Source organism: Actinoallomurus spadix (genome assembly GCF_024055725.1).
GTDB lineage: Bacteria > Actinomycetota > Actinomycetes > Streptosporangiales > Streptosporangiaceae > Actinoallomurus > Actinoallomurus spadix.
In genome coordinates this window covers 1-14,229 of sequence record NZ_JAMXMX010000056.1, presented here as the reverse complement: position 1 = coordinate 14,229, position 14,229 = coordinate 1, and the positions used below count along the sequence as shown (strand labels likewise).

General features: G+C 70.9%; 3 protein-coding genes and 1 pseudogene. All 4 read left to right on the top strand.

Annotated features, from left to right (window positions below; genetic code table 11):
* Window positions 1–1,229, top strand: a pseudogene (locus NE235_RS36845) (hypothetical protein); the annotation flags it as partial.
* Between the two features lie 59 nt (window positions 1,230–1,288).
* On the top strand, window positions 1,289–1,780 hold the full coding sequence (locus NE235_RS36840) for a YbaB/EbfC family nucleoid-associated protein (protein ID WP_252811520.1): 492 nt from the start codon (window positions 1,289–1,291) through the stop codon (window positions 1,778–1,780).
* Window positions 1,773–2,141: a hypothetical protein gene (locus NE235_RS36835; RefSeq protein ID WP_252811517.1), complete on the top strand. Its 369-nt coding sequence runs from the start codon at window positions 1,773–1,775 to the stop codon at window positions 2,139–2,141. Before NE235_RS36840 ends, NE235_RS36835 begins: the two co-directional genes overlap by 8 nt.
* Before the next feature lie 13 nt (window positions 2,142–2,154).
* Window positions 2,155–14,229, top strand: a 12,075-nt coding sequence (locus NE235_RS36830; RefSeq protein ID WP_454464578.1) for a WXG100-like domain-containing protein, incomplete at its 3' end; no start/stop codon positions are given.

Here is a 14,229-nt window from a genome sequence, read left to right as displayed (position 1 = left end):
ATCGGTCCAAGCAAGAGGAGTGGCGTAAGCAGGATCAGGACAGGGCGGATGCGGCCGCGGCGGCGGCCGCGGCGCAGCAGGCGACGGAGCTGGCCAAGCAGGAGAAGCTGCAGAAAGAGCAGCAGGAGGAGGCGAAGCGGCAGTACGAGGACCAGAAGCAGCAGCAGGACCTCGCCCGGCAGTTCTTCCAGCCGCAGGGGGACCCCTACCAGCTTTCAGGCGGGCAGTTGCAGCCCAGCCAAATCTTCACCCATTCGGTCCACAACCCTGACGGCACCGTCACCACCACTTTCGGCGACGGAAGCTCGGCCACCTACGACCCGCAGACGGGCCTGCCCCACCTCCAGCCCGGTCAGACCCTGAGTCATACGTCGCTGAACCCCGACGGCACGATCACCACGGACTACAGCGACGGCACCTCCACGACCATCAACCCGCACACGGGTCTGGAGACGACGACGCACCCGGACGGATCGGTCACGACGGAGCACCTGACCGGTGGGCACACGCTGACGAACCCGGATGGCAGCCAGACGACGGTCAACCCCGACGGCACCATCACGACCCACAACCCGGACGGCAGCGTCACCACGATCAATCCGAGGACCGGCAGCGCGGTCACCCACGAGCCGAACGGCGAGCTCATCACGACACCGCTCGGCCCCCGCGGCACGGCGCTCCCGGGCCTGATGACGCTCCCGGGCGGAACGGGCCTGGGCGGAACGGGCCTGGGCGGAACGGGTCTGGGCGGAACGGGTCTGGGCGGAACCGTCCCGGGCCTCGCCGCGAGCCCCTCCTACGAAGAGGCCGTGCACGACCTGCCGTCCGTGGGGAACGCCCTCGGTTCGCCGTCGGCGGCGCTCGGCGCCGGGCCGGCCGCGACCGACGCGCAGGGGGGCTATCCGATGGGCGGCGGAGGCATGGGCGGCCTCGGCGGTATGGGGGCCGGTGACAAGAACAACAGCGGCGAGCGTGTGCGCCAGGTCTACGACGACGAGGACATCATCCCCGCCGACGGCGGTCTTCTCGGGCGGCGTGCGCGCAAGAGCCGCGGCTACGAGGAGCCGGTGCCGGCGAGCCGCACCGCCACCAGCTCCGGCTACGACCCGTACGGCGGCGAGGAGCATCAGCAGACGCAGAGCGGTGAACGTGAGCGCGAGACGTGGCTCCCCGAGGAGGAGGACGTCTGGGGCACGGACGAAGGCGGCGCACCGGCCGTCATCGGCTGAGAACGGTGAACGGCCGGATCTATCCGATGGTCGGCCGGCGCATGAGAGGAGTACCGAAGGTGGAGACGGAAGAGTCGTCGTGGGACGACCGCGTCGCCGAGGCGAGAGCACGCCTCGAAGCGACGAAGGCTGCGGTGGCGAGGGCCCGCGCCGACCTCGGGAGTTCGTCATCGACCGCGCGGTCCAAGGATCGCGCGGTGGAGGTGACCGTCGGCCCGCAAGGCGAGTTGCAGCGGGTGAAGTTCCTGGATGAGCAGTTCCGCACGATGGAGGCGTCACAGCTCGCCGCGTCCATCGTCGAGGCGGCGGGTAAGGGCCGGGCGGCGATGGCCCGGCGGGTGAAGGACACCTTCTCCGCGCTCGTCCCGCAGGGGAACGAGACCGGTGAGCTCCCCGGATACAAGATCGACTGGGAGCAGATCTTCGGGTCCGCCCTGGCCGGGGGGCGGCGCGGACGGGGCGCCGCGGGCCCGGCACGGCCCGCCCCCCGCAATGGCCGGCGGCCGGTGAGGCTGCACGACGAGATCGTCGAGGATGGTGACGGTGACTGAGACGGGCGCGTACAAAGCCAACCCGGCGCGCGTACAGAAGGCTGTCGATGACATGCAGGTGGTTTCGGACCACGTGCGCTCCCTCCTCGCGGCCTTCACGGATGGTCTCGCACGCGCCAGCGACGTCTGCGGATATGACGAGACCGGGCGTCAGATCTATCGCGCGGTAGAGGATGCGCGTCGGTCGCTCGTGGAATCGGGACAGGCGGCGGCGGACGCTCTGGGCGCGGTCCCGACGCTGGTGACGGCGACCGCCCGGCGCGTCCAAAACCAGGTCTCCAAGGTGAACACAGCCGTGGCCGACGCCGCGGGGCGTCAGGGCGCGAATCTGCCGGGGGCCGGCGGGGGAACCAGGAAGTAGGGCAGGAACGACCGTGTCGGATGCTCCGTGGGGTGGCGTCGCCTTCAACGACGACGAGCGGAGGCTCTTCCTCGTTTTGATGGGGGAAGAGCCTCCAGAGGCGGTCCCTGGCGAGGTGTACGGGCTCTCCCAGCCCTTCTACGACTTCGCCACCAATCTCGCCAACCTGCCGGGACAACTGTCCGACACGCTCACCAAGATCGATGGGGCGCTGCCCGATGAGGTGGTCGCGCAGTATAAGGAGGTGATCCGGGACCTGACCGGCGGGGGCACCGGGGCGAATCACATCAACGAGATCATCGACGCGGCCACCTCGGCGGGTGATCAGGTGGCGGCCTGGTCCCGGGAGCTGATGAAGGCGCAGCTCCAGATGATCATGACTTTGATCATGCTGGAGCTGCAGCTGGCGATCATGACGGCGATGGCGTTCTTCACCGGCGGTGCCTCGCTGGGGGAGGAGGCGGTCGCCTACGCCGCCGCGCGGCTAGAGATTTCGATGACCTTGCAGTGGCTGGCGGCGTTGCTGATAGACACTTCCGTTTCGATGGCGCTTCAAGCGGCGATCGGCGGGTTGATGATGATGACGGCGAGCCTGCTCGGGAACGCGCTGGACGGTGACCCGGACACGTTCGGGGTCGACTGGAAGATGGTCGGAGCGGGCGCGCTGGGGGGCGCGCTGAGCGATCTGGGCTGGCGCGGTGCAGGCTTGGGCCTGAAGGGCCTGGGCAGTGCGTTCGATCATCTGGCCGGCGATGGCCTGAAGAAGGTGTTCGCCACTGACATCGCCCAGGAGATCAAGAACATCGGTGGCGACTTCGTGCAGGGGGCGGCGAGTGCGGCGCTGTCCTCCACGTTGACGTCGGGGGCGGTCTACGGGGAATGGGAGTTCTCCCCCGGAATGGTGATCGGCGGCGGTGTCGGCGGAGTGGTCTTCGGCGCCCAGGCCCGGATGATGCGGGCAGCGGGGCCGAAGGTGTTCAACTACCGGACGATGTCGATCGATCCGGTGCGGCTGCGGGGATCCGGCTTCAAGCCCTCGGACGACGCGCCTGGTGGCGGGGAGGATCCCGGTACGGGCGGCGGCGTCGGGGAGAATGCGTCCCCGGCGGCGTCGGATTCGTCGCGGACCCCGCCGCCATCGCCGCTGCCGCGTCCGTCCGCCGGGCGGCCGGAGCCGGTGGCCACCGTCGGCAGAGAAGACCCGCTCATCCGGCCGGGTGGGGAAGTCCCGCTCCCACGGGGCGAGTCCGGCGACCCGGGAACGTTCGGCGGGGTCACGTCACCCGCGGCGCAGGGCCGTAACGTCCCGCCGCCCGCAGGAAGGCCGCTCCCCGAGAGCACCGGCCTGAGTGGCGAGAACGGCGAACGGCTTCCACGGCCCGCGTCGGCTCCGTCGGGTGAGCACGTGCCGCCCGCCGTCACGCCGCGGGTGACCTTCGAGCCCCATCCGGAGCCGGTGTCCCCCCTGGAGCGTTCCACGCCGGGATCGGAGTCGGAGTCGCCGGTCGAGAGCCCCGCGTTCCGCCCGGATGCGGCCCCCGGCGAACCGCTGAGCCCGCGGAACCTCGCGACGCCGGAAGCCGGCCTCGCGGCGTCCCCGCGCCCGGATGCCCCGGCTCCCGCCCCCGGCGGCGGGCGCGTCGAACCGGGCGCCGCCGGCAGGGTCCCGCCCCGCTCCTCGGGCGCCGAGACGCCGGTGCGGCCGTCCGAGCCGGCGCGGAGCACGCCGGGCGCCGAGGAGACCGTGACGCCGCCGCCCCGGCCGCGGACCACGTCGACGACCCCGGCCGAGACCTCACCGCGACCGGAGCCGGGCACTCGCGCCACCGGGCCGGCCGCGTCGGCACGGAACGCGGGCCAGGGCGGCAGCCGCCCGATGCCCGAGACCGAACGGCCCGGCGAGACGACGACGCGTACGGGCGGGTCCCCGGCATCCGCCGGACCGCGCGCGGAGGCGCCGTCGGAGCCGCTCACCGGGTCGACCACGGTGCCGCCCGCCGAGTCCTCCGCCGTGCCCGTACGGACGGAGTCCGGCAGGACGCCCGCGTCCGGTGAGCCCGTGGCCGAACCGCGGCCCGGCAGCGGACCGGGCGCGGCCACGGGTAGTGGCTCGAGGCCCGGCGCGCAGACGCCGCCCACGCCGGCGCGAACCGAGACCGGTTCCGCCCCGAGGCCGGCGACCGCCGAGGAAGGGCGGCAGAACCCGTCCCCGCCGGCCGGCCGGGAGCGTCCCGCGACGGAGACGCCGGATCCGGCGTCGCGGAAGGACCGGCGTGCGTACGTGCGGGATGCCTCCGAAGAGGAGACGTCCACGCCGGTCCGCGAGGCGAACGCCTCTGCCGGCGAGCGGCCCGCGACGCCCGTATCGACGGAGTCGGTTCCGGCGTACTCGGAGCGCTCCGACGAATCTCCGCAGGACCCGCCTCCTTACGCCGAGCACGGCGAGACGACGACGGAGGCCGCCGCGCCCGGCGGTCACCGCCCCGACGAGAGCCTGGTGGACCCCATGGCCCTCGACGATGGGAACGTCACGCCGAACTACCGGTTGAACGCCGGCGAGCCGATCACGCAGGGCCGGCGGGATCTGGACCGGGCCAGGCTGCTGGAGGAGACCGAGAGCCGGCTCACCGAGGAGGACGGCCGGCAGCAGACGGCCGACCAGCGGGTGGACGCGGCCATCGCCGCGTACCACGACGGCCCGAACATCTTCGGCGTGCCCGACCTGGGGACGAACGCGGACCCGGCGATCCGCCTGCGCGAGGCGGGCTTCCCCGACCGGCTCCACGGCCCGATCATCGAGGCCTACCGGGCCGCTCTGGCCGAGGACGACAGGGAGCGGGCGAAGCCGTCGCTGCCGCGCCTCACGTCCGACGGAGAACAGGCGCTCATCGATAAGCCGCCGACGCTGCAGGAGCGGCTCACCGCCAAGCTCGAACCGGTGCTCGGGGTCCACGAACACCCCGCGTCGTCGTCCGAGGTGGCCGCGCTGCTGCTCCGGCGGGCCCCCGGGTCCGAGCCGGAGGGCTGGGCACGTAAGGCGGGCGTGCCGGAGGACCTCGTCTCCACGGTCGCCGAGGCGTACCGCACCGCCCGGGCCCAGGAGAAACATGCCTCGGCGGACGAGGCACGGCCTTTCGAGCAGCGCCTGACCGACGCGCTGGAGACCCGGCTGTACGGACTGGACCACGACCTGTTCGTTCCGGCGGTGGCCGACCGGATGATCCGTGAGCAGGCGCGGCTCGACGCCGACCGGACGCGGCCGTGGACCTTCGACGTACGGGACCGGTTCGACTCGCGGTGGAAACCGGAGTTCGAGCGTCACCTGCGCGGCGAGCTGACGCGGGACCGATTCGAGCGGTCGTTCCAGCAGCTGGTCGACGGGCTGCACGGCGAGCTCGAGGTGGAGGCCGCGGTACGCTCGGTACGGGCGCGCGCCGAAGCCGCCTTCGACGCGGTCGTGGACCGGGAGCGGTTTTCACCGGCGGAGGAGGCACGGGCGCTGACGCGGTTCCTCGACGTGAACGAGGCCGAGGTCCGCCGCATCGCCGAGGAGGTGGGCCTGCGCGGCGAAGCGCCCCGCGCGAACGCCCTGTATGAGCTCCAGGACCGGGCCGGCGCACGCACCGCCGAGCTGGTGCGGGGACTGCGGACCCGGTTGCAGCTCGAAGACGAGGCGAAGCTCCACTTCCGGAGACTGACGGAGGAGACGGGCCTGGACCCCGCCTCCGACCGCGCCCGGACCCTGCGGGCGGACTACGACGCGTCCTTCGAGGCCTTCACACGGACCCTGCCCGACGGCAGGGAGACGCGCACGCTTCCCGTCGGGGAGTTCGAACGGCACGCGACGGAGCTCGGACCGGCGCTGCGGGAACTGGACGAGCGCTTCATCGCCCGGATCAGCGCCCAGAAGGCCGAGGACGGCCTGTTGACGCGCCTCGGCGACGAACTCGTCCACGAGGAGTTGTACTGGCGGGGAGTGTCGGACCGTCCTCGCGCCGAGGTCGACGGTGTGGACTACGACGCGGTCCTGGAGGAGGCCCGGACCGACCTGCGCGACGAGAGCACCCGCCTCCTCGGGGGGCGTTCCGTCGCGGAGCTGACCGCCCGCGACTGGGATGATCACACCCGGGCGCTGACCGCCGCGTCCGGGCGCCTGATCGCCGAGCTGCAGGGACGGCTCGACGAGCACGCGGGCCGGGCGGCGATGCTGCGCCGGATCGACCGGGCGCTGGAGGGCACCGGCCGGCCCGACTCGCACGTCGAGCGGGTCCGCGCGGACTTCCGCACGGCGATGACCGACGCGCACAAGGAGGTGGTCGGCCACCCCGGAGAGGGCCTGTGGTCCCGCGAGGAGCTGGTCGGCCGGGAGGAGAGGTTCTACCACGACCACTTCCTGCCCTACCTGCATTCGCTGGCCGACCGTCTGCGGCTCGAGGCGAGACTGGACGACGCGCTCGCTGAGGGGGCGGGCCGGTTCAACGAGCTGACCACCGAGGCGAGTGAGCTCACCGAGCGGGCGCAGCGGCGCTTCGCGCTGCCCGAGACCAGGTTCCAGGAGATCGCCAACGACTTCCGGAACAAGTGGGCGAGGATCGAGCTCGAGCACTACGGCCCGAGCGACCGGGACCCGGCGAAGTGGCTGGAGCTGGAACGAGCCCAGAAGGACGTCTTCGGCGTCAGGCTGCGGGAGCGCTGGGAGGCGCTCGAGGCCGAGACCGACGCGTCACGGCTGGCCCGGCGGCGCGAACGGGCCGCGGTCGGGAACGCCCGGAACCGAGAACGGCTGGCGGCCGCTTACGTCGACATGGTGCGCAGGGCCGACGCGCTGGAGAGCCTGGAACGAGTCTTCGAGCAGGAGCGCCCGACCCTGCGATCCCCGCGCGCGTTCGTCGACTACCAGGCCGGCCAGGACTCGCTCCGGGCACGCCTGGGCGGCAAGATGAGCAGGGCCTCGAGCGAGGAGGTGCGCACCGCGATCCTGGCCGAGGCGCGCAAGGGCCTCGCGGCGCTCCGCGAGCAGGTCAAGGCCAGAGAGCAGGCATACCGGGACTGGCGCGAGAAGCCGGAGTGGACCCTCGACCTCAGGCGACTGGAGCTGACCCGCACCCCGCTCGTGGAGTACGAGCGGCGTGCCGGGCTCGTGCCGGAACCGGAGGCCGTGCCCGCCGCCCCGGAGCCGCCGGTGGAGCAACGGGCGTTCCAGGCGTACGTCGAGGACGCCCCGGAGGAGGGCGCAACGCCCGCCGAGGTCATCGAACAGGCCCAGGTTCTGATCGAGGGCCTGCCCCTGGAGGTCCGGGAGACTCCTCCGGAGGTTCGCGAGACGCCCCTGGAGGTCCGGGAGACACCTCCGGAGCTTCGAGAGACGCCGCCGGTGCCGAGCCCGGCGAGACTCGCGGCCGAGGCCCGGGCCACCGAGGAGCTGGCCCGCCTGCGCACCGAGATCGAGCAGCGCGACAAGGCCCACCGGGCGTTCGACGCGGTGCTCGCGGAGCAGTCGAACCGCGGCTCCACGATGACCGGGGCGGGCGACCGGATCATCAGCGCGCGCGAGTGGTTCGTCCAGCAGTGGGTCACCACGGACCCGGAGAGCCGCAGCGGGCTGGAGACCGAGGTCATCCGGCGGCTCGTGGAGGCGCGAGCGGTCGCCGACGCGCGGCGCGTCTTCACGTGGGAGGTCGTCTCCTACACGCGGCCGGCGGTGCGCGCCCTGGACCCAGAGTTCCACTACGGTCCCCAGGTCACCGCGCTACGAGACGAGTTCGTCCAGGCGATGACCGAAGGTCCTGTCCCGACGGAAGACGCGCGGGCCCGGCTCGTGGCGGAGTTCCGCGGCAGGTACGACGACGCGGCCCGCGCGTGGCGGCAGCAGCCGACCACCGAACCGGCGTCCCAGACGACGTCGGCCACTCAGGACGGACAGCAGACCGCGCACCCGGACGGCGAGGCCCCGCGAGGCGACGCGGTGCCGGAAACTCCTGCCTCGACGATGATCACCGACCGTGCGCCCGACCTGAAGTGGACGCCGGAGGTGACGTCCTGGTACCGGCGGGAGCAGGCCGAGATCGCCAGGCGGATCACCGACTTCGTCGAAGGCCGGACGCTCGACCCGTCCACGCAGGCCAGGCTGGCGGCCGACCACGCGCGGCAGCTCGACGCGCTGCACGACATCGCCGAGCGCCGCGACGTCGCGCAGCGGGAGTTCACCCGTTTCCTGTCCGCGTGGAACGGCGGCCAGGTGACGCTCCGGTCCGGAGCCATGGCCGACTGGGTCCGCCGCCACGTCGCGGACCTTCGCCGCCGCTTCGACGACGTGGGCACGCCGTACGTCGACACGTACCTGGCCGCCGCCGCGGCACACGACGCGGAGGAGCACGGGTGGACGCCCGTCTCCGCGCCGTCCTACGCCGAGCCCGGCGACTGGCGCACCCCCGCGTGGCACGCGGCGCAGGCACGCCTGTACGAGACCCTCGAAGCCGCCTTCACCAAGCACGACGCCGAGATCGCGCAGGCGGCCTCCCCCGCCGACCGGCGGGCGTTCGAGGAGATCTACGAGTCGTGGGCCCCGAAGGGTGCCGGCAAAACGTTGCGCGACCACCTTGTAACGATCCGTGAGCGGGTGCAGGAGTCGTTCGAACGCCGCATCCTCGCCGGCGACCAGGAGCGGCAGGAGATCCTCGACGGCCTGGCGGACGAGCTGGACCGGGAGGCCGCCCGGCAGGTCGCCCTGCAGGCCGGCCAGGAGGCGTACGAGCGGGCGTTCCAAGATTGGAGCCGGCGTCTGGACGCGGCTGGCTCGGACGCCATCGTGCTGACCGAGGACATGGCCAAGTCCGTACTCGAGGGAGAGCGCCCCGGCTTCCAGGAGAAGTGGGAGACCGCCGTCGAGGAGCTCCTCGACGCCGTCACCGGCATCACCGGCATCCGTGCCGTCCTGGCGCAGGCCCTGCCGGAGATGCGGCGCGCGGTCGAAAGCCGCCTACGGGAGCTGACCGGCGACGACCTGTTGAAGTCCTTCGACCGGCGCGCCGATTACGCGTTGGAGCAGGAGCGTTTCGCCAGGCTGGTCTTCTCGGCCACCGAGTCCTTCCGGGAGAACCTGTCAGCGCCCGACCGGGACCTGCTCGCCGCGCTCGCCTCCGAGAACGCCGTGCCCTCGGAGCCCGGCCGCACTCAGGTCGTGTTCGACGGGTGGCGTGAGCTCGACACCGCGTACGAGGAGATCTTCCCGCCCGGCGCCGAGGTCACCGCCGAGATGCGGCAGCGGTGGCAGGCGAGGTTCGACACGGTGGCCGCGTCCGTACCGTCGGCGCTGGCCCACCAGACCGCCCGTGAGGGCGCGCTGACCAGCACCCTCGCCGACGTCAACACCGCGATCGAGGCGTGGCGGACCGCGCCGCCGGAGACGCTGGGGGAGTTTCGGAAGCGGTTCGACGTCGCGTTCGGCGGCGCGCTGCCCGACGGTGTACGGCGGTCCGTGGAGGAGTCCGTCGCCCGGTCGGTGAACACCCGGTTCGGCGAGCTGTTCACCGGCGAACAGAGCGGGACGCCGGCGGAACGGCTCGAACAGTGGCGCACCTGGTACGGCGAGACCATCGGCAGACCCCGGCTGCACGCGTTGTTCGCGCGCGAGACGGCCAAGCAGATCGTGGCCGCGCAGGCCGCCGAGATCACCGCCTCGGCGACCGCGAGGTGGCGGCAGGACCACCCGGAGACGGTACTGTCCGACGACGACGCCGGCCGGGTCCGTACGGGCCTGACCGAGCGGATGACCACGGCCTTCGACGAGATCTTCGGCGGAGCCCTCGACAAGCCGGAGGACCTGGCCGAGCGGACCGTCTCCTGGGACCGGCAGGTCGAGCGCCTCACCTCCGAGCTCCCCGCCCACTTCGCCTTCGAGGCCACCGTCCCGGCCGCGCTCAAGACCGCGGGCCGGTCGTTCCAGACCAAGGGCGCGGGCCACGACCTCGACGACAGCGAGTGGGTGAACCGGACCGCCGAGGTCTTCCGTGAGGACTTCTTCGACGAGTACCGCCTGTGGTGGGCGCCGATGGACCGCGCCACGGTGTCCGCGGAGGACGAGACCACCGCGGACCTGTTCAAGGCGGGCCGCGCCGAGGCCGTCGCCCAGACGCGACCGGCGATCAGCACCGAGACGGCCATCGGCGCGGAGACACCGGTCCGTACCGACGTCGCCGAGACGACGTCGGCGGAGACGCTCGCGCCGCGGGACTGGCCGGACTGGACGAGCTCATCGGATGACGTCTCCGAGATCAGCGACGACGAATCGGTGATCAGCACCGAGAGCACCGAGAGCACCGTCAGCACCGAGGTCGCCAAGACGACACCGACCGCCGAGGTGAGGCCCTCGCAGGAGGGCGCCTCGCCGGCCGAGAGAGACGGACTGAGCGTCGCCGGTGAGGTGCGCGAGGCGACCGAGGTGGGGCCGGAGGACAGTCTGTCGTCCGTACCGGGAGAGGTGGCGCTCGACGATTTCGGTCGGTGGCTTCTGCACAACGGGTACCAGGCCGAAGTGCGGCGGCACGGTTGGTCAGGTCGTCCTCTCGGAGTGGAGTGGCCTGGCCGCCAGTGGGGCCGGAAGGGAGAATGGCCTTCCGGCCCGCTCGACCAAGAAGGAGTGGTGCAGAAATATTCGGAGCTGTATTCGTCGTTGAAGCGAACTCCGCTGGAGACCGCGGGTGACCTGATCGCCCGGCTTCATATATTCGGGCGAATGGATCCGCAGGGCAAGGGGTCCGGCAAAGAGAAGGAGTACTGGAACGTCATTTCGCTCCCGCGCTTGGAGGCTGAAGCCGCCAGCAGAGGTATCGATCTAAGGCAACTCGACAACAAGCTTGTGCTGGCGAATGGGCCGCATGGTGCGCAACTCGTCCTCGAGACCAAGAAGGTCTATCTAGGTCCCGGTGGCCGTTACTACACCAAGGAGAATAGGGCGAGGGTCGCAGGCGGCACCGGCGAACAAAGGTACGTGGCGATCGTTGAGCTGGTCTACGGCGTGGTGGCGGAGCTCCCGGGAGAGAGCTATGCCGACCGGGACCTCACGTACGAGGTGGAGGCGCGCACTGAGGATTCGTTGAGCAACATTCCCGGGACGCGTGGCTCCGGTCCGAGCATTCCTCTCCTGGAGGTTCTCGGGCCGGGATGGTCGCTGACGAAACACGCGGAGGGTGCGCTCATCGGGCCGCCGCCGGTCGGCGCGCCGTCCGCTGCTCGTGACCACTACAACGAGGGTGTTCCCCCGGCGGTGGGGCACGAGTACCTGAAGCGCGTTCGCGCAAGCACCTGGCGCGACCAGCGCACCGGATATTTCGCCGGTGACCATCTCGATGACGCCTTGGCGTTCGCCGACCAGATCGCCGCCCGCTTCCTCTCTCAGGAACTCCTTGGCTATATCGTCGAGGACCCGCAGGTCATGTACCGGTTCCTGGACGTCTCCGACCTGGCGCTGCAGGAATTGCGGTTCCATGCCGCCGCGCTTTACGTGCATGCGGCGACCTATCTCACCGAGTTCGTGCATTATGCCATTACGAAGGCCCATGCCGCCGCCCTTGTGCGGCATGACCCCGCCACCCTCTACGCCGCACTTCCGGAGCGGGCACGAGGTTTCCTGGCTGAAGACCGGGACGCGTTCGTCGAAATCTTCGAGCAGACGTTCCTGCGCAGGATTCCCGACTACGACGATCGTTACCTCAAGCTCGAAGGCGAGCCGCGTCCGGACGTGGATCTGTTGTCACCCATGCGGAATGGTGACATCTCGCCAAGGCGTTTCTTGGATGCCGGTCTCGTCGGTGACAGAAGTGTCATGCTAGGTAAATTCATCACTGGCGTGACTGTCTTGCGGAAACTGGACACCAATGGCGGGCTGGGCAAGGCCGTTGTCGAGGCGCGTTACTACGGACAAGAGGCGGCCGCCCTCGTGCAGAGGGCCACGGCGTCGCAGTCGCGGCAGAACCAGCAGGACCTCGGCGATGAGGTGCGGCGGCTGTACTCCAGGGCGGAGCGGCTGAATCACCCCTCGGACGACGATCGCCTGGCCATCAACGCGGAGATCGAGGCCGCCCGGGCGGAGGCGAGGCGGCTGGCGCCGCCGCGGGGCGAGGGACTGCCCGAGCCACCCGTGAGATTCGGTGCCATCTACCGGAACCCGCGGTGGCCTGACGTCAGCCAGGACTACGAGAGAGAGGTCGCGAAGCGGCTCAGTCAGACCGGGCTTGATGTCGCGCGTAAGGCTGTGATCGAGCTGTACAACGCCTTCACCGGCGAGGCCCGAACGGACGTCGCGTCGTGGTTCGGGACAGAGAACCTTCCGGTCCGTTCGATTGAGGAGCTCGCGTACTGGGTCTCCGTGAACTCGACGTGGGGCCTGGACGAGACGATGACCGCCTTGTCCGCCGCGGCGCGACGTGGCGCCGAGACGGGGTTGAGCGGCCTGTCGGCTCGCGGAGCCGGGCCGTACAGCGGGTGGTGGCGTGAGCGGATGCGGGCGCGCGGTTACCGTCCGGCCGCCGCGCCGCCTGACGGCGTTGAACTGGTGTTCTCGACGTACCGGGACGTGATGCCGCGGTCTGATGACGGCCGGGGGATCCTCGCGGCGATGATCGCCTGGCGGGTGCCTGCCGGGGACTCGCTCTTCGACATCGTCCTCGCCTGGCAGCGGGCCGGGTATGACGATGAGTGGGTGCGCTCGGCGCTGCACTCCGATGGCGCAGCGCTCGGTGAATGGGTCAGCCACACGTTCGCGTGGATGCCCCTGCCGCCGCATCTGCTGATGTACGACGGCATGGTCCGCTGGGACGTCACCCCGGACGTCGCGGAGGCCGCCGGAAGGGAAGGCCTGACGCCGCGAGAGGCCGCCGCCCTGCAGGCCATCGAGCGTCTGCCGGCCGATGGCACCGACGAACTGGCCGACCTGCAGTGGGAGGTCGCTCGGCGGGCGGTCGACCGTCTTCCGCGCGCAGCGGCGGATGAGGGTGAGGGGTTCTGGGCGGCGCGGTGGCGGCCGGGAACTGAGCCGCCCTCCGTCACCGGAGCCGATGCCGAGGTCGCGGTGCCTCCGGTCTGGCAGGTCTGGGGCTCGGCCGAGGACGCTCTGGACTGGGTCGAGTGGGGAGAGGGGCCCGGCCGGGTGGAGTTGATCCCGGTGCCCGACCAGGTGAAGGTGCGGGCTTCGGGCGAGTTGGGTGAGCGCATTGGTCAAGGCGAGCTGTATTACGTGCTGGACGGCGGCACGTTCGACGTCGCCGAGGTGCACCCTCGGCCGGACCTGGATCCAGACGGGCTCGTCGTCGAACTGAAGTTGCAGTCGCCCTTCGACGATGGTGATTCGGCCATGGACGTCGGTGGGTCGCGGGTCGGTCTTCGTGGTGGGGCGCCGGGTGGTGATTCGGGCCTGGTGGGGTCTGAGGTGGTGATTTCGGGGCCGCGTGTGGCTGGCGTGTGGTCGGTGTCGGTTCGTGATGTGCCGGCTGTTGCGGCAGGGGCGGGGGGTAAGGAGGCTGAGCGCTGGTTCGATCATGCGCGGAGGGATGGTTCGGGTTCGCAGGCGTCTGGTTATCGGGTGAGTTCTGATGGGTCGTTGGCGTTTTCCGATGGCGTGGTGTTGTCTCCGGATGGGTGGGTGCGGATTGGTGTGGCGGGGGCTGATTTCGTTCATATGCCGGAGGGGGTGGTGCTGCGGGCGGATACCGGTGAGATCGTTCGGGTCGGTAACAGAGATCAGCTGGGCCGGATGCTCGCGGACAAGCTGTTCGGTGCGGTGCCGTACACGCTTGTTAGAGGGCCGGCTGGTTTGTATTTGGTGCCGGCGGGGGCGAAGGATGGCTTGGCGGTGTACGTTCCGCTGTCCGCGGATCTTGGTGCTTTCGTTGCGTCGGCGTGGTCGGTGACGCCGGGGGGGCTTGTGCGGGCTGGTCGGTGGGGTGTTGATTTCGGTGGGTTGAGGTTTTGGTTGCAGTCGGTGGTGGGGGCCGCCGGGGGTGATGGGTTCGGTGAGGCGTTGGTGGCTTCGTTGGGTGCTGCTGGGGTGGTGGGTGCGCCGCGCACGGTGGGTGAGTTGTATGCGCGGGTG